The following is an 18,073-nucleotide window of genomic DNA, read 5'->3' as shown; positions in this document are numbered from 1 at the left end:
TAGGTGAGAATCAGACCAGAAGAGGTTAGTAATATTATAAAAACTGAAATAGAAAACTATAAAAAAAGCCTTGATATTAAAACTTCAGGATCTGTATTGGAAGTAGGAGACGGTATTGCCAGAGTTTATGGACTTAGCGATGCAAAAGCTGGAGAGTTACTAGAATTCCCTAACAAAATAATGGGAATGGTACTTAACCTAGAAGAAAATAACGTAGGGGTTATTATATTCGGAGATTTCTCTCAAATCAGAGAGGGAGACGAAGTAAAATCAACTGGTAGAATAGTTTCAATACCAGCTGGTGAAGAATTTTTAGGAAGAGTAGTTAACGCTTTAGGAGAACCTATTGACGGAAAAGGAGAAATCACTCCTGTTAAATACATGGAACTTGAAAGAAAAGCATCAGGAATAATATCAAGAAAACCAGTATTTGAACCACTACAAACAGGAATAAAATCAATTGACGGAATGGTTCCTATTGGTAGAGGACAAAGAGAACTTATAATTGGAGATAGACAAACAGGAAAAACTGCTGTTGCAGTTGACGCTATCATTAACCAAAAAGGTACAGGAGTAAAATGTATCTATGTAGCTATTGGACAAAAAAGATCTACAGTAGCTCAAATTTATAAAAAATTAGAAGATTTAGGAGCTATGGAATATACTACAATAGTAGCAGCTACAGCTTCTGAAGCAGCACCATTACAATATATGGCACCATATGCAGGAGTTGCTATGGGAGAATATTTTATGGACAAAGGGGAACATGTATTAATAGTATATGATGACCTTACAAAACATGCTGTTGCCTATAGAGAAATGTCCCTTCTATTAAAAAGACCACCTGGAAGAGAGGCATATCCTGGAGACGTATTCTATCTACACTCAAGACTTCTTGAAAGAGCAGCAAAACTTTCTGATGAATTAGGTGGAGGTTCTATAACAGCTTTACCTATCATTGAAACACAAGCTGGAGACGTAGCAGCATACATTCCAACAAACGTAATATCAATTACAGACGGACAAATATTCCTTGATTCACAACTATTCAACTCAGGATTCAGACCAGCTATCGACGCAGGTATATCTGTATCAAGGGTTGGAGGAGCAGCTCAAATAAAAGCTATGAAACAAGTTGCTGCAAAAGTTAAACTAGAACTTGCACAATATACAGAGCTTTTAACATTTGCTCAATTTGGATCAGACCTAGATAAATCAACTAAGGCTCAATTAGAAAGAGGACATAGAATAATGGCTATGTTAAAACAACCTCAAAACAAACCTTACCCAGTAGAAGAACAAGTAATATCTTTCTACGCAGTAACTAAAGGTTTCTTTGATGATATTCCTGTTGATAAAGTTCTAGATTTTGAAGTATCATTAATAAAAGAATTAAAAAATACAACAGATATATTAAAAACAATAAGAGAGAAAAAAGCTCTTGATGAGGAATTAGAAAAGAAAATATCAGATGCAATAACTGAATTTAAAAAATCATATATTAAATAAAAAGAGGTGAGCATATGGCTGGTTCTAAAGAAATAAAAAGTAGAATAAAAAGTGTACAGTCTACTCACCAAATAACAAAAGCTATGGAAGTTGTTTCCACTACAAAATTTAAAAAGTTTTCAGAGAAAGTTTTGAAATCTCGTGATTATTCAGAAAGTATTCACGGAATAATGTCAAATATTGCTGCTGGAATAAAAGCAGAAAAACACCCTCTTTTTGATGGGAGAGAAACTGTTAAAAAGATAGGTATCATAGTTATGACTTCTGACAGAGGACTTTGTGGAAGTTTTAACAGTATGACTCTAAAAAAATTAAAAGAAGTAGAAGAAAACAACAAAGATAAAAAAATATCAGTTATTGTTATTGGTAAAAAAGGAAAAGAGTATTGTTCAAAAAGAGGCTATGACATAAAAGCTGAATATACTCAAATTGTGCCAGAAGCAATTTATGATAAAGCTAAAGAGATAAGTGAAAATATTGTAGAATATTATTATTCTGAAATATTTGACGAAGTTTATTTAGTTTACAATAAATTTATTTCAGCTCTAAGAAGTGATCTTTTGGCTAAGAAAATAATTCCTATTGAAAGAGTAGAAACAAACAAAAATATGTCATATATTTTTGAGCCAGATGCAGAAGCTGTTTTATCTGATTTATTGCCAAAATATATAAATATAGAATTATATCAAGCAATGTTAGAAAATACAGCTAGTGAGCATTCAGCTAGAAAAAATGCTATGAAGAGTGCAAACGACAATGCAGAAGAAATGATGAAAGAATTGAATTTACAATATAACAGAGAAAGACAGGCTGCAATAACTCAAGAGATAACAGAGATTGTTGGAGGAGCACCTGCTCTTAAATAACAAACCAAATAACAGGGAGGTTAACAAATTGGAAAATAGAGGAGTTCTTACACAGGTAATAGGACCAGTAGTAGATATTCTATTTAAAGACAACTTACCTAAGATATACAATGCTCTAAAAGTACAAAATGGAGATAAAGAATTAGTTCTTGAAGTTGCCCAACACATTGGGAATAATATGGTAAGAACAATAGCAATGGATGATACTAACGGATTACAAAGAGGTATGGAAGTTATAGATACAGGAGCTCCAATAACAGTACCAGTAGGAAAAGCTGTTCTTGGAAGAATCCTAAACGTATTAGGACAACCTGTTGATAATAACGGACCAATAACTACAGAAGAGAAACTTCCTATTCATAGACCAGCACCAGATTTCGAATCTCAAGGAACTGAAGTTGAGATATTTGAAACTGGAATAAAAGTAATAGACTTATTAGCTCCATATATCAAAGGGGGAAAAATAGGACTATTCGGAGGAGCTGGAGTAGGAAAAACAGTTCTTATAATGGAACTTATTAACAATATAGCAAAAGGACATGGAGGACTTTCTGTTTTTGCAGGGGTTGGAGAAAGAACAAGAGAAGGTAGAGACCTTTATAACGAAATGACTGAGTCAGGAGTTTTATCAAAAACATCTCTTGTATATGGACAAATGAATGAGCCACCTGGAGCAAGACTTAGAGTAGGACTTACAGGACTTACTATTGCAGAAAACTTTAGAGATAAAGAGGGACAAGACGTTCTTTTATTTATAGATAATATATTCAGATTTACACAAGCTGGATCAGAAGTATCAGCTCTACTTGGAAGAACACCATCAGCAGTTGGATACCAACCAAACCTAGCTACAGAAATGGGAGCTTTACAAGAAAGAATTACTTCTACAAAAACAGGATCAATCACATCAGTTCAAGCTGTATATGTACCAGCAGACGACTTAACAGACCCTGCACCAGCAACAACATTCTCTCACTTAGATGCTACAACAGTTCTTTCAAGAAGAATAGCATCACTTGGAATCTATCCAGCAGTTGACCCATTAGATTCAACATCTAAAGCACTAGATCCTGAGATAGTTGGAAAAGAACATTATCAAGTAGCTAGAGAAGTTCAAGCTGTACTTCAAAGATATAAAGAATTACAAGATATCATTGCAATCTTAGGAATGGACGAGTTGTCTGACGAAGATAAATTAGCTGTTTCAAGAGCTAGAAAAATCGAAAGATTTTTCTCTCAACCATTTACAGTTGCAGAACAATTTACAGGAATGCAAGGAAAATATGTTCCTATAAAAGAAACTGTTAGAGGATTTAAAGAAATCCTAGAAGGTAAATATGATGATTTACCAGAACAAGCATTCTTATATGTTGGAACAATAGAAGAAGCAGTTGCTAAAGGAAGAGAGTTATTGAAGGGAGCTGAATAATTATGGCAAACTTTAGACTTGAAATAGTAACTCCTATTGGAAAAAAATTTTCTCAAGACATTGAGTTTTTAAAGGTTAGAACTACAGAGGGAGATATGGGAATTTTACCAAATCACGCTCCATTTGTAGCTGGATTAAAACCTGAGGAGATAAAAGTCAGAATAGAAAAAGGTAATGAAGTAAAATATTATATTTCAAATGGATTTATTGAAGTAAATAGCAATAAAGTTGTAATAATAGTAGATGAAGCTCTACTTCCAGAAGAAATAGATATAGAAACTGCTAAAAGAGAAGTTCAATTAGCTCAAGAAAAATTGAAGAAATTAAATGAAGATAAACAAATTATGTTAGCTCAAAAATCTCTTCAAGATGCTTTAATGAAAGTAAAAGTAGCAGAAAAATTATTATAATAATAAAAAATTGAAAGAGGAGTTTTCCCCTTTCAATTTTTTTATAATATTTTCTTTTAAGCTCCAAGATAAGCTTTTTTAATTTCAGGATTATTTAATAAATCTTGTGCTTTTCCCTCAAGAGTGATCTTTCCAGTTTCAATAACATAAGCATAATCGGCTATGGAAAGAGCCATTTTTGCATTTTGTTCAACAAGCAGAATAGTAACTCCGTCATCTCTTAATTTTTTGATTACTGAGAATATTTCTTTAACAAATAAAGGAGAAAGTCCCATAGATGGCTCATCTAAAATAAGAAGTTTTGGTCTACTCATAATAGCTCTACCCATTGCAAGCATCTGTTGTTCTCCTCCAGAAAGTGTACCTGCCATCTGATTTTTTCTTTCAGACATTCTAGGAAAATTTTTATAGAATTTTGCTCTGTCCTTTTCAAGATTTTCAGGAGTATCATTCACTGTAAATGCTCCCAACTTTAAATTATCTTTAACAGCTAATTTTGTAAAAATTCTTCTTCCTTCTGGAACTTGTGCAATTCCAGCCTGACATATTAAGTGAGGCTTTTCTTTTGTAATATCTTTTCCATGAAAAACAATTTTTCCCTCTCTAGAAGAAATTAGTCCAGAAATGGTTTGTAAAGTTGTAGTTTTTCCAGCTCCATTAGCTCCGATAAGAGAAACAATTTCTCCCTCTTTTACTTTTAAAGAAACACCTTTAAGAGCGTGAATATTATCATAATAAACATGTAAATCTTTTATTTCAAGCATTGTTTTATTTTCCATAAAATTATTCCTCCTCTTGCCCTAGATAAGCTGTAATAACTGCAGGATCATTGATTACATTTACAGGCTTTCCAGATGCAATAATATTTCCATGATCAAGAACTACCAATCTTTCACAGATTCCAAGAACAAGTTTCATATCGTGTTCAATCAAAAGAATTGCAATATTAAAGCGATCTCTTATTAAACGAATAGTATTCATAAGTTCTTCAGTTTCAGTGGGATTCATACCAGCTGCAGGTTCATCAAGTAAAAGAAGTTTTGGATTTGTTGCCATAGCACGGGCAATTTCAAGCTTTCTTTGTTTTCCATATGGAAGATTTCCAGCTGCAGTATCAGCATATCCATCAAGATCAAATATTTTTAAAAGTTTCATTGCTTTTTCTTTTGCCTCATTTTCTTCTTTCCAATAATTTGGAAAACGGAAAATACCACTTAAAATACCATATTTCATATTAAAATTATTTGCTACAAGAACATTATCAAGAACAGATAGATATTTAAAAAGTCTTATGTTTTGAAAGGTTCTAGCAAGTCCTTTTTTTACAAGATTGTATGTAGGAGTTTTTGTAATATTTTCTCCATTGAACTGATATTTTCCACTTGTAGGAGAATAAACTCCTGTCAAAATATTAAAGACAGTCGTTTTTCCAGCTCCGTTTGGACCAATAAGACCAACAAGTTCATTTTCCTTTATTTCAAGATTAAAATCTGTTACAGCTTTTAATGCACCAAAGGTGATTGAGATGTATTTTGCACTAAGTATTACTTTATCGCTATTCATCTTTTTTCTCCTCCTTGCTCTTTACAAATTTTCTGATAATTGGTGTGATTTGAAATTCCTTACGTCCAAATAAACCAGTTGGACGGAATATCATAGTTAGAATTAAAAGTAATGAATAAATAATCATACGATAATCAGAAAATCCACGAAGAATTTCTGGTAGAATAGTAAGGGCAATAGCAGAAAGAATAGAACCTGTAAAACTTCCCATTCCTCCAAGAACAACCATTGTAAGAATGTTGATTGAGTAATTGAAGTCAAATTGTTTTGCCCCTAAAATTCCTAAATGATGAGCATAAACTGCCCCAGCAACACCTGCAAAGATAGCTGATACTGTAAATGCAAATGTTTTGTAATAAGTAGTATTTACCCCAGATGCTCCACTAGCTATTTCATCATCACGGATAGCTAAAACAGCACGTCCATGGCGGCTAGTCATAAGAGAAAACATTATCACAACAGAAATAATTGTCACAAAATAAATTATCGTAAAACTGCTACTTGTGCGTGGAATTCCACGAAGTCCTTGAGCTCCACCAGTAAATTTAAAATATTCTATTAAAACTCTTATAATTTCTCCAAAGGCTAATGTAATTATTGCAAGATAATCTCCGTTAAGTCTTAAAGCTGGAATACCTATGATAACTCCAATTATACCAGCAACTATTCCTCCAATAATAAGTGCTAAAATATATCCAGGAATTCCGTCAATAATTCCTGATTTTGAGAAAAGTGCAGCAGCGTAAGCTCCCACAGACATAAAACCAGCATGACCAATTGTAATCTGTCCAAGACAACCAACTGTAATATTAAGACTAACAGCTAAAATAATATTGATACAAATGATAATTAATATACCTGTCTGATATCTTGAGATTATTCCTAGACCAATAAGTCCACCAATAACTGCATAAAGTACTAAAACCAGTACAAGAGTAAATATATAACTTAATTTTTTATATTTATCCATAATTTAAAACTCCTCCTATACTTTTTCTCTTATATTTTTACCTAAAATACCAGTAGGTTTTACTAAAAGTACAATAATTAATATTGCAAAAACAAAAGCATCTGCAAGTTGAGAAGAAAGATATGCCCTTGTAAGACTTTCAACTATTCCAAGAATAAATCCTCCTAATACAGCTCCTGGAAGAATTCCAATTCCTCCAAGAACAGCAGCAATAAATGCCTTAATTCCTGGCATAGACCCCATAAGAGGTTGAACTTGTGGATAAGAAGCTACATAAAGAACAGCAGCGACTGCAGCAAGTCCACTTCCTATTGCAAATGTAAGTTGGATAGTGTGATCTACATTTATTCCAACAAGTTTTGCTGCTCCATAATCCTCGCTCGTAGCAAGCATCGCTTTACCATATTTTGTTTTTTTCATAAAATATTGTAATCCCATAGAAAGAACAAGTGTTACTGCAATAGTAACCACAGTTCCAAAGTTTAAATGAAGTCCTCCAAAAGTCAAAGGAGGTTGAGTGAAAACTTTTGGGAAAGGTCTTGTATTTGGAGTAAATAATTTCATAAAAAGATTTTCTAAGAATAGACTTACTCCTATGGCTGTAATAAGATTGGAAATTCTTGGAGAATTTCTAAGAGGTCTATAAGCTATTCTTTCTGTAAGCATACCTAAAAGAACACAAATAAAAATAGCTGGTATCATAGTAAGCCATACGGGTAATCCCATTCTTGCAAAAGCTGGAATGCTGAAAAGAGAAACATATGCTCCTACCATAATAATATCTCCGTGAGCAAAGTTAATCAATTGAGCAATACCATAAACCATTGTATATCCAAGTGATATAAGAGCATAGATACTTCCTATCTGTAAACCATTTATAATTTGAAGTAAAAATTCCATATTTCTCTCCTTAAAAATTTATTTAAAGTAGGAGAGCTGAGAGTAAAATTATATTTTATTTTCAGCTCTATTCCTAACATAATTATTATCTATTTAGTAGGTTCCACAACAGAGTCAAATGTGTATTCACCATTTACAATTTTTAAAACTGTAACAGCTTTAACAGGGTTATTTTTTTTATCGAATGTTAAATGTCCTGTTACACCATCATAATCAAGAGTTTTAAGAGCATCCACTACAGCTTGTTTATCAGTAGAACCAGCTTTTTCCATTGCAGCTTTTAACATATAAGCAGCATCATATGATAAAGCAGAGAAAGCAGAAGGATCTTCATTATAAGTTTCTCTATATGCTTTTAAGAAATTTTGAACTTTTGGAGAAGTATCTTGTAATGAATAATGGTTAGTGAAATATGAATTTTCTACAGCTCCATAAGCACTAGAGTCAAGAGTTTTTGATACTCCGTCCCAACCATCAGGACCGATGAAAGTAGATTTTAGTCCAACTTCTCTAGCTTGAACAGTAATTAAAGCTACTTGTTCATAATAATCTGGGACTACAAGAACATCAGGATTAGTTGGAAGAATTTTTGTAAGTTGAGCTCTGAAATCTTTATCTCCATCAGAATATCCCTCTTTGGCTACAACTTTTAAACCAAGTTTTTCAGCTTGTTCAACAAATGCCTTTGCAACTCCATCAGAATAGTCACTTGAGTTATTAACTACAACAGCTACAGTTTTTGCATTTAAGTTATTTTTAGCAAAGTTTGCAAGAACGACACCTTGATAAGGGTCAGTAAAACATACACGGAATACATTTGCTCCAGCTTCAGTAATATTAAATTGAGTTCCTGTTGGAGTAATCATAGGAAGATTATCTTGGGCAGCAACTTCAGCAACAGCAAGTGATGGTTTAGAAGTGATATCTCCAATAAGAGCTACAACTCCTTCATCAACTAATCTATTGTAAGCAGTAACAGCCTCTGTAGAGTCTCCTTTCTCATCAAGAACAATGTATTCAACTTGTTTTCCAAGAATTCCACCGTTTTTATTGATTTCTTCCATAGCAAGTTTAGAACCATTTGTAGAACTTACACCATAGATAGCAAGAGGTCCTGTTAAAGGTCCAATTCCTCCAACTTTCATAACGTTAGAATCAGTAGAATTTTCTTTTGTTCCCCCACAAGCTACAAGAAATAAAGAAGCACCCATTAAAAAAGTATTTAGTTTTTTCATAAAAATCCCTCCCTTAATATATTTAAAATTTCAATTAAAAATTTTTTTATAAAAAAAGGACAACCTTGTTAGGTTATCCCAAAATCTTCTAATATTAAAAATCACATTCCTGAAAATTAAAGTTTAATCTAAAAAATCCTTTAAAATTTTAGTTTAAACTATACAAAATTTATTTTAAATAGAAGCGACAGAATATGACCGAAATTTTCCCTAACAATAAACATCTGCATATTTGATTGTATTTTTTATTATAATCAGTATTATACATATGACAAATATTATGCTAAGTATTAAAGACATATTCTTCCTCCTTTTTAAATTCGTTTTTTATTTGTTGAGGTAAGTATAAAACAAAATAAACAAAAAAGCAAGAAAAATTTTTAATTTTTTTTATTAAAATGTAGGAAATTTATTATTAAATTATATTTTTATTTGAATTATAAAAGAAAAAAATATTTTTACTATATTAAAAAAATAGTCCTTTAGTATAAATAAAGATGATATTAATTATAAAAAAAATAAATGACATTTTAAAATAGAGTGAAAAATTTAAAATTATAGTTTGGATAGAATAAAATATAATGATAAAAAATAAAAATATTAAAAAAGTTAGATTGTAAAAAAACTTTATTATGTGAAAAAACAAAAAATTTTATATTTTAATATATTTTTATAAAAAATCATAAATTTTAGAATAAAAAAATAAAAAATATAAAAAATAAATATATGTTATCTAAAAAATGAATATCGTTTAATTAAGTAATAAAAATGGCAATTTTATAAAAAAATAATCAAATTAAAAGTTTTAAAATTATATAAAATATGAGACTAAATGAAATGATGTGATATAAAATTTAGAAAAATAAGCCACTAAAAAAAATTGACAATTAAGAAAATAAAGAGTATAATATCTCACAACAAAACTGTTTGTGAAATAGATACAGTGATACTATAAAATAAAACAAAAAATAAAAAAATGGGGTCGTTAAGGAGGGAAATATGAAAAAAGTATTGTTTAGTTGTTTATTAATGGGAATGTCTGCCATTTCATTTTCAGAAGCTGACTATCATATAGGTGTATTAAGTGGAACAGTATCTCAATCTGAAGATGCTTTAAGAGGAGCAGAAGCTGTAATGGAAAAATATGGTAGAGCTGACAAAGGAGGAAAAGTTATACATCTAACTTATCCAGATAACTTTATGCAGGAGATGGAAACAACTATAACTCAAATAACTTCTCTTGCTGATGACCCAAAAATGAAAGCTATAATTATGACAGAAGCAATTCCTGGAACAGTGGAAGCATTCAGAAGAGTTAGAGATAAAAGACCTGATATTGTTTTATTAGCAAATAATCCACACGAAGATCCAGAAATGGTAGCTGATGTTACAGATTTAACTCTATATCCAGACTCAATAGCTAGAGGATATTTAATGGTAAAAGCAGCGAAGGATATGGGAGCTAAAAACTTTGTTCACGTTTCTTTCCCAAGACATTTAAGCTACGAAATGATGTCAAGAAGAAGAAATATAATGAAAGAAGCAGCAAAAGATTTAGGAATGGGATTCTATGAAGTATCTGCTCCAGACCCAGTAAGTGATGTTGGAGTAGCAGGAGCACAACAATATATTTTAGAGCAAGTTCCTAACTGGTTAAAACAATATGGAAAAGAAACTGCTTTCTTCTGTACAAACGATGCTCATACAGAGCCACTATTAAAAAGAGTTGCTGAAGAGGGAGGATACTTTGTAGAAGCAGATTTACCATCTCCAACAATGGGATACCCTGGAGCTTTAGGAATAAAATTCTCTGAAGATGAAAGAGGAAATTGGCCAAAAATACTTGCAAAAGTAGAAAAAGCAGTAGTTGATAAAGGTGCTGGTGGAAGAATGGGAACTTGGGCATACTCTTACAACTTTGCAGGAGCTCAAGCATTAGCTGACCACGCAGTAAATGTAGTTGAAGGAAAATCAGAAATGTTAGACTTTGATGCTGTGATGGATTCATTAAAAGCTAATACACCGGGAGCTGGATGGAACGGAAGTTACTTTGTTGATAGTGACGGAGTAGAGAGAGATAACTTCATATTAATATATCAAGATACTTATGTATTTGGTAAAGGATATTTAGGTATGACAGGTTTAGAAGTACCTGAAAAATACTTTAGTGTTAAATAGTAAAAAATAATAGAAAATGATGAATATGACAAATATAGATTTTCTATATTTGTCATATTTTTTAAAATATTTTAAATAAAATTTAGTGAGATTTTATTTAGTATATTTTAAAAGTTGAAAGGTGGAGGTCAATGAGTAAAACATTACTGAAAATATCTAATCTATCAAAATCTTTTGGAGAGAATATAGTTTTAAAAGATATAAATTTAGAAATAAAAGAGGGAGAGATAGTAGGGCTTGTAGGAGAAAATGGAGCTGGAAAATCTACTCTTATGAAAATAATCTTCGGTATGCCTGTTATAAAAGAAACAGGAGGATATAACGGAGAAGTTAGGCTAGAAGATGAGGTAGTTAATTTTAATAGTCCTTTTGATGCTTTAGTATCTGGTATTGGAATGGTTCACCAAGAATTTTCATTAATTCCTGGTTTTTCTGCTGGAGAAAATATAGTTCTTAATAGAGAAACTACAAAACAAAGTTTATTAGAGTTATTATTTGGTGAAAGAATAAAAGTAATAGATGAAAGCAAAACAAAAGAAAGAGCTCAAGGGGCAATTAACCAACTAGGAATTACAATAGATGATGAAGAATATATTCAACAAATGCCAGTAGCTCATATGCAATTTACAGAGATTGCAAGAGAGATAGAAAGAGAAAAAATAAAATTATTGGTTTTAGATGAACCTACTGCGGTATTGACAGAAAGTGAAGCTGAAGTTTTAGTTAGCACAATAAAAAATCTCTCTAGAAAGGGAATTGCAATAATATTTATCACTCATAGATTAAATGAAATAATAGATGCTTGTGATAAAGTTGTAGTTTTAAGAGATGGGGTTATGATAAACTCTGTACCAGCTAAAGAAACAAATGTTGATGAGATAACTCAATGGATGATAGGAAGAAAAATAGAAGAAACAGAAGAAGTTCACAATGAAGAACATAAATTAAAAGTAGATGATTCAGAAGCAATCTTAGATATAAAAAATCTTTGTGTGGATATGCCAGGAGAAACAGTAAAAAATCTTAATTTAAAAGTTAGAAGAGGGGAGATTTTAGGACTTGCTGGAATGGCTGGACAAGGAAAAATAGGAGTTGCTAATGGAGTAATGGGACTTTATTATTCAACAGGTTCAGTTAAATTTGATGGCGAAGAGATAAAAATAAATGACCCTGAAGATCCATTAAAAAAAGGAATGTTTTTTGTGTCAGAAGATAGAAAAGGTGTAGGACTTTTATTAGATAAATCAATAGAGATGAATATTGCTTATCCAGCAATTCAAATAAAAGAGATGTTCCTAAAAAAACTTTTTGGGTGCATAAAATATTCTGATGAAAAAGCTATAGAAGAAAATGCAAAAAAATATATTGATCAATTAGAAATAAGATGTATGAGCTCTAAGCAAAAAGTACATGAGCTAAGTGGAGGAAACCAACAAAAAGTATGTTTAGCAAAAGCTTTTACAATGGATCCAAAACTTATGTTTGTATCAGAACCAACAAGGGGAATAGACGTTGGAGCTAAAAAATTAGTTTTGGATATTTTAAAAGAATATAATCAAAAGAAAGGTACAACTATAATAATTACTTCTTCTGAAGTGGAAGAATTAAGATCTGTTTGCGACAGAATAGCAGTAATAAATGAAGGAAAAGTGGCAGGAGTATTATCACCAGAAGCTAATATTATAGAGTTTGGTAAATATATGACTGGAGTAGGAGGAAGTAAATAATGAATATAAATAAATATATTGAGAAATTTGGTTGGCCAAGAATAATAATAGGTCTGTTTCTACTAAGTATGTATGTGGCTTGTCCTTTTATAGGTTTGGATTTAAAATCAGCTTTAGGAGACACTTTTGTAAGATTTGGAATGAATGTTGTGCTTGTTTTATCATTAGTTCCAATGATACAAGCTGGAACAGGATTAAACTTTGGTATGCCATTAGGAGTTGAAGCTGGACTTTTAGGAGCTGTTATAAGTATAGAGATGGGACTTGTAGGAATAGGAGGATTTTTAGTTGCAATACTTGTGGGAGCTTTCTTTGGAGTGATATTTGGTTGGCTTTATGGTTTGATATTAAATAAAGTAAAAGGTGGAGAGATGATGATAGCAACTTATATAGGATTCTCTTCAGTTGCTTTAATGTGTATAATGTGGCTTATTCTTCCATTTAAAAGTGCTGATATGATTTGGGCATATGGTGGAGAAGGACTTCGTACAACTGTCAGTGTTGAAAACTATTGGCATAGAGTATTGGAAAAAACTTTACATATTAATCTTGGAAATTTTCCAGTTGGGGAACTTTTAATTTTTACTGTGATAGCTGGAATAATATGGATATATTTTAGAACTAGATCAGGACTTGCAATGAAAGCTGTTGGAACTAATGAAAAATTTGCTAAAGCAACAGGAATAAATATAGATAAGGAAAGAATAAAATCTGTAATATTTTCAAGTGTTTTAGCGGCAGTGGGAATAGTAATCTATCAACAAAGTTTTGGATTTGTTCAACTTTATTTAGCACCTTTTTATATGGCGTTTCCTGCTATAGCTGCAATATTAATTGGAGGGGCTTCAGTTAATAAAGCTACAATTGTAAATGTAATAGTTGGGACTTTTTTATTTCAAGGAATACTTACAATGACACCAAGTGTAGTAAATGCAGTTATAAAAACAGATATGTCAGAAACTATAAGAATAATAGTATCAAATGGAATGATACTTTATGCTTTAACTAGAAAGGGGGAAAGATAAGATGAATAGCAATTTAAAAAAATCTTTAATTAGTAATTTAGTACCTATCCTAATGCTAACATTAATAGTTATAGCTTTTCCACTTTCAGGATTAGGATTTGTTTCAACAATGCAAGAAATAGTGCAAAGATTTTCTAGAAATTTATTTTTAGTGTTATCACTTTTAATTCCAGTTGTAGCAGGTATGGGACTTAACTTTGGAATAGTTCTTGGAGCTATGGCAGGTCAAATAGCTTTGATATTTATAACAGATTGGCAAATAGTAGGAATGCAGGGAATATTTTTAGCAAGTATAATTTCAATACCATTTTCAATTCTTTTAGGAATAATGGGAGGAAGTATTTTAAATAAGGCTAAAGGTAGAGAGATGATAACTTCTATGATACTAGGATTTTTTATAAATGGAGTTTATCAACTTGTTGTTTTATATGGTATGGGAAAAGTGATACCTTTAAGTGATAAAAAACTTCTTTTATCAAGAGGATATGGAGTTAGAAATGCTATAGACTTAGTAAATATTAGACAGTCTTTAGATAGTTTTCTATCATTTTCAATAGGCGGAGTAGAAATTCCAGTATTTACATTTTTAATTATAATGGTTCTTGGATTTTTTACTGTATGGTTTAGAAAAACAAAACTAGGTCAAGATATGAGAGCTATCGGTCAAGATATAGAGGTTGCAAAAACAGCTGGAATAGATGTTGATAAAACAAGAATAATTGCGATAGTTATTTCAACTGTACTAGCAGGTTTTGGACAAATAATATATTTACAAAATATGGGAACAATGAATACTTACAACAGCCACGAGCAAATAGGAATGTTCTCAATAGCAGCTCTTTTAGTTGGAGGAGCTAATGCTTCAAAAGCAAGTATCGTCAATGCGATAAGTGGAGTATTTTTATTCCATATGCTATTTATAGTTTCACCAAATGCTGGTAAAGAGTTAATGGGTTCAGCTTATATAGGAGAATATTTTAGAGTATTTGTTTCTTATGGAGTAGTTGCTTTAACACTTGTTTTACATCAAAGAATAAGAGAAAAAGAGCAAGAGGAACAAAGAAGAGCTACTTTAGAGAGAAATTCTGAGAAGGCAGAGGGTGATAAATAATGAAAAGATTAGTAAGTTGGATAGTTGTAATAGGAATTACAATCTTAATATCAATTATGTTATTTATGACAGGAAGACTTCATAAAGTAATATTAAGCAATGGAAAAAAAGGACAAGAAGTTCCTAAAGTAATAGAATATAGTATTGATAAATCTCCATTTAAAAAAGTTAGAGCATTTAAAAAAGGTGCTGCTGATATAAAAGGAGTTGGACATACAATCACAATAAGATTTGAAGACATCAATGGAGAGAAAAAAGAGATAATTCAAAAATTTAAAGCAAAAATTGGAGAGAGAGAAGAGATAGATCTTTCTAAAATCGCTAACAATGAAAAAGATTGGTTAAAATATACAAAAGAAAAAAGATAAGGGAAAAAGCTATTGCAGATTGCTGCAGTAGCTTTTTTCTTATGGAATTTATAATTATAAAACCTATTTAATAAAAATACTGGATTTATAATTTAAAAGAATGTATAATTTTGATAGGGAAGTAAAAATGATTAAGAAAATGTATGATTTTTAGGAGGGGAAAATGAAATATAATTTTAATGAAAGAATAGACAGAAGTGAAAATCATTCTGCTAAATGGGCTGAAATGGAGATGAAATTCGGAAGAAATGATTTGATACCTATGTGGGTTGCTGATATGGATATAAAAGCCGCTCCAGAAATAGTAGAAAGTATGAAGAAAAAAGTTGAACAAGAGATTTTTGGATATGTATACAGACCAGATTCATATTATAAAACAGCAACAGAATGGTTAAAGAAAAGATTTGGATATGAGATTTCTCCAAGTAGTTTAATTCATAGTCCAGGTGTTGTTCCTAGTATGTCAATACTTGTAAAAATGTTAACTAAAAATAGTGATAAAATTCTTATTCAAACTCCAGTTTATCCACCATTTGCATCAGCAGTAAAGGATAATGGAAGAGAATTAGTTGAAAATCCATTAGTAAAAGATGAAAAAGGATATTACACAATAGATTTTGAAGATTTAGAAAAAAATTATCATTAGATGAAGTAAAGTTATTTATTTTATGTAATCCACATAATCCAGTAGGAAGAGTTTGGAAAAAAGAAGAGCTATTAAAAATGGGAGAGCTTTGTAAAAAATATAATGTAAGAATTTTAGCAGATGAAATTTGGAGAGATTTAATAATGCCAGGTTATAAACATACTCCAATGGCATCACTAAGTAAAGATATAGAAGATATAACTATAACACTATTTTCACCAACAAAATCTTTTAACTTAGCAGGACTTCAAGCATCTTTTGCTACTTTCCCAAGAGCAGAAGAGAGAAAAGAGTTTGATAATATTTTAGGGCAAATGGACGTAAAAAGAAATAATCCATTTAGCTTAGTGGCTTTTGAAACAGCTTATGAAAAATGTGAAGATTGGCTAGAAGAATTAATATTACACATAGACGGAAATATGCAATATGTAGTAGACTTTATAGCTGAAAAATTACCAGAAATAAAAGTAGTAAAACCAGAGGGAACTTATTTAATGTGGCTGGATTTTAATGGAACTAAAATTCCTCAAGATAAAATTCAAGAATTTTTAATAAATGAAGCAAAAGTTGCTATGAATGATGGTGGAAGTTTTGGAAGTAACGGAAAAGGATTTGCAAGAATGAATGTAGCTTGTCCTAGATATATGGTAAAAGAGGCTATGGAAAGAATAGAAAAAGCTTTAAAAAATTTAAAATAATATTATATGGAGGGATATTGTGAATATTTTAACCAGAATAATAAAAGATGATATGAAACCAGCTTTGGGGGTAACAGAACCGGGAGCTATAGCTTTTTCTGTGGCAAAGGCAAAAAGTTATTTAGAGGGAGAAGTAGAAAGTGTAGTTGTAAAATTAAATTCAGGAATTTATAAAAATGCTTTTACTTGTGGGATACCAAACTCCAATGAAGTTGGAAATAGTTTTGCTGCAGCTCTTGGAGTTGTAGCTGGAAAAGCTGAAAAAGGTTTAGAGTCTTTAGAAGATGTAACTATTAATGATAATAAAAAAGCTGAACAACTGATAAATGAGGGAAAAATAAAAGTTTTATTAGATAGAATTAGTTCAGATATTTTTATAGAAACAGAGGTAAAAACTAAAAAAGATAGTTGTATCGTAAAAATAGAGGGAACTCATACTAATATAGTTGAGATTTCTAAAAATGGAGAAAAAATATTTTCAAAAGAATTAGATAAAAAAGAAGAAGTGTCAGAAGAAATCATTTTATCTAGATATACTGTAAAAGATATTCTAGATTATATAGAAAATGTTAGTATTTCTGAGATAGCTTTTGTAATGGAAGCTCATAAAGTGAATATGGAGTTATTTCAAGAGGGACTGGATAGTGAAAGAACTACTTTTGTAAAAGAGCTTTTGAAAATGAATGGAGGGAAAATATTTTCAGATAACTCACTAAATACAGCACAACTTATATGTAATGGGGCTATAGAAGCTAGAGTTATAGGACTTAGTAAACCAGCAATGAGTATAACAGGTTCAGGAGCTCATGGAATAATAACAACTCTTCCATTGTTAGCAGAGTATAAAGTAAAAGGCTTAAGTGAAGAAAAACTTAGAAGAGCAACAATGTTAAGTTATTTAATTTGTACATATATAAAAGAATATTCTGGAAGATTATCAGCTTTTTGTGGTTGTGGAATAGCTGGAGGAACAGGGGTAGCTTGTGGACTTGGATATTTAAGAGGAGCAGGTTTACAAGAAATTACTAATATAATTAATAATATGGCTTCTGGAATAACAGGAATGATTTGCGATGGAGGAAATCAAGGTTGTACAATGAAAGGAATAGTAGCTGTTGATGCAGCTTTTAGGGCTGTAGAAATGGCAATGAATAATGTATATATTTTTAATGTACATGGAATAAATGGAGCTACTCCAGAAAAAACAATGATGAACATGGGAAAAATCGCTTCACCAGGAATGATTGAAACAGAAAAAGTTATAGTTGATATATTTAAAAATAAATAAGAAACAAAAGGAAAAGAGAGGGATAAAATTTTATCCCTCTTAAATACTCATATAATTTATTTTGTGTTTGTTATATTTTTACTCAATTGATTAGAAGAATTTTTTCATTGCTTCGTCTATCATTTTTGCACATGCTTCTACTTTTGGCAT

Annotated in this window: 15 protein-coding genes and 1 pseudogene; 11 read left to right on the top strand and 5 right to left on the bottom strand. The window is 30.9% G+C overall.

Translation table 11 applies throughout. The annotated features are described in order from the left end of the window. The first annotated feature begins 3 nt into the window (after positions 1–3). From atpA to atpC, 4 genes are read left to right on the top strand one after another with little or no spacing between them, the layout of a single operon-like run. Positions 4–1,509: a F0F1 ATP synthase subunit alpha gene (gene atpA, locus I6E15_RS06830; RefSeq protein WP_177160129.1), complete on the top strand. Its 1,506-nt coding sequence runs from the start codon at positions 4–6 to the stop codon at positions 1,507–1,509. 14 nt (positions 1,510–1,523) lie between these two features. Next, positions 1,524–2,375 carry an ATP synthase F1 subunit gamma gene (gene atpG, locus I6E15_RS06825; RefSeq protein WP_235247101.1) on the top strand — a complete coding sequence of 284 codons (852 nt, stop codon included), beginning with the start codon at positions 1,524–1,526 and terminating at the stop codon, positions 2,373–2,375. A gap of 28 nt (positions 2,376–2,403) precedes the next feature. Further along, entirely contained in the window at positions 2,404–3,804 is a 1,401-nt protein-coding gene (gene atpD, locus I6E15_RS06820) for a F0F1 ATP synthase subunit beta (protein WP_177160127.1), read from the top strand. Between the two features lie 2 nt (positions 3,805–3,806). After that, the gene (atpC, locus tag I6E15_RS06815; RefSeq protein WP_177160126.1) at positions 3,807–4,214 is read left to right on the top strand and encodes an ATP synthase F1 subunit epsilon; all 408 of its coding nucleotides are present in this window, start codon (positions 3,807–3,809) and stop codon (positions 4,212–4,214) included. A 56-nt stretch (positions 4,215–4,270) separates the two neighbouring features. Here atpC and I6E15_RS06810 read toward each other — a convergent pair whose 3' ends face one another. The 5 genes from I6E15_RS06810 to I6E15_RS06790 form a co-directional block, all read right to left on the bottom strand. Beyond that, a complete protein-coding gene (locus I6E15_RS06810) occupies positions 4,271–4,993 on the bottom strand; it encodes an ABC transporter ATP-binding protein (RefSeq protein ID WP_235247100.1) in 723 nt (240 codons plus the stop codon). Positions 4,994–4,997: 4 nt separating this feature from the next. After that, positions 4,998–5,777 carry an ABC transporter ATP-binding protein gene (locus I6E15_RS06805; protein WP_235247099.1) on the bottom strand — a complete coding sequence of 260 codons (780 nt, stop codon included), beginning with the start codon at positions 5,775–5,777 and terminating at the stop codon, positions 4,998–5,000. Continuing rightward, the gene (locus I6E15_RS06800; protein WP_235247098.1) at positions 5,770–6,747 is read right to left on the bottom strand and encodes a branched-chain amino acid ABC transporter permease; all 978 of its coding nucleotides are present in this window, start codon (positions 6,745–6,747) and stop codon (positions 5,770–5,772) included. The genes I6E15_RS06805 and I6E15_RS06800 overlap by 8 nt, the downstream gene beginning before the upstream one ends. A 15-nt stretch (positions 6,748–6,762) precedes the next feature. Continuing rightward, positions 6,763–7,647, bottom strand: a complete 885-nt coding sequence (locus I6E15_RS06795) for a branched-chain amino acid ABC transporter permease (protein WP_235247097.1) — start codon at positions 7,645–7,647, stop codon at positions 6,763–6,765. Between the two features lie 89 nt (positions 7,648–7,736). Then, positions 7,737–8,882 (bottom strand): ABC transporter substrate-binding protein, encoded by a 1,146-nt coding sequence (locus tag I6E15_RS06790; protein WP_235247096.1) that lies wholly within the window; start codon positions 8,880–8,882, stop codon positions 7,737–7,739. Positions 8,883–9,881: 999 nt separating this feature from the next. Between I6E15_RS06790 and I6E15_RS06785 the strand changes: the two genes are divergently transcribed. The 7 genes and pseudogenes from I6E15_RS06785 to I6E15_RS06755 all read left to right on the top strand — a co-directional run bounded on the left by I6E15_RS06785 (position 9,882) and on the right by I6E15_RS06755 (position 17,923). Then, positions 9,882–11,060, top strand: coding sequence for a DUF3798 domain-containing protein (locus I6E15_RS06785; RefSeq protein WP_419180948.1), 1,179 nt, complete (start codon positions 9,882–9,884; stop codon positions 11,058–11,060). Between the two features lie 131 nt (positions 11,061–11,191). Next, positions 11,192–12,787 carry a sugar ABC transporter ATP-binding protein gene (locus I6E15_RS06780; protein ID WP_235247095.1) on the top strand — a complete coding sequence of 532 codons (1,596 nt, stop codon included), beginning with the start codon at positions 11,192–11,194 and terminating at the stop codon, positions 12,785–12,787. Then, the gene (locus I6E15_RS06775; protein WP_235247094.1) at positions 12,787–13,812 is read left to right on the top strand and encodes an ABC transporter permease subunit; all 1,026 of its coding nucleotides are present in this window, start codon (positions 12,787–12,789) and stop codon (positions 13,810–13,812) included. Before I6E15_RS06780 ends, I6E15_RS06775 begins: the two co-directional genes overlap by 1 nt. Position 13,813: 1 nt before the next feature. Further along, entirely contained in the window at positions 13,814–14,923 is a 1,110-nt protein-coding gene (locus I6E15_RS06770; protein WP_235247093.1) for an ABC transporter permease, read from the top strand. Beyond that, positions 14,923–15,291 carry a DUF6672 family protein gene (locus I6E15_RS06765; protein WP_235247092.1) on the top strand — a complete coding sequence of 123 codons (369 nt, stop codon included), beginning with the start codon at positions 14,923–14,925 and terminating at the stop codon, positions 15,289–15,291. The genes I6E15_RS06770 and I6E15_RS06765 overlap by 1 nt, the downstream gene beginning before the upstream one ends. Positions 15,292–15,454: 163 nt before the next feature. Then, positions 15,455–16,635 (top strand): annotated as a pseudogene (locus tag I6E15_RS06760) (MalY/PatB family protein). A 19-nt stretch (positions 16,636–16,654) separates the two neighbouring features. Continuing rightward, entirely contained in the window at positions 16,655–17,923 is a 1,269-nt protein-coding gene (locus tag I6E15_RS06755; RefSeq protein ID WP_235247091.1) for a serine dehydratase subunit alpha family protein, read from the top strand. Positions 17,924–18,073 lie beyond the last annotated feature (150 nt).

This window comes from Fusobacterium perfoetens (assembly GCF_021531475.1).
Classification (GTDB): Bacteria; Fusobacteriota; Fusobacteriia; order Fusobacteriales; family Fusobacteriaceae; genus Fusobacterium_B.
This window is presented reverse-complemented; position numbering and strand designations above follow the sequence as displayed.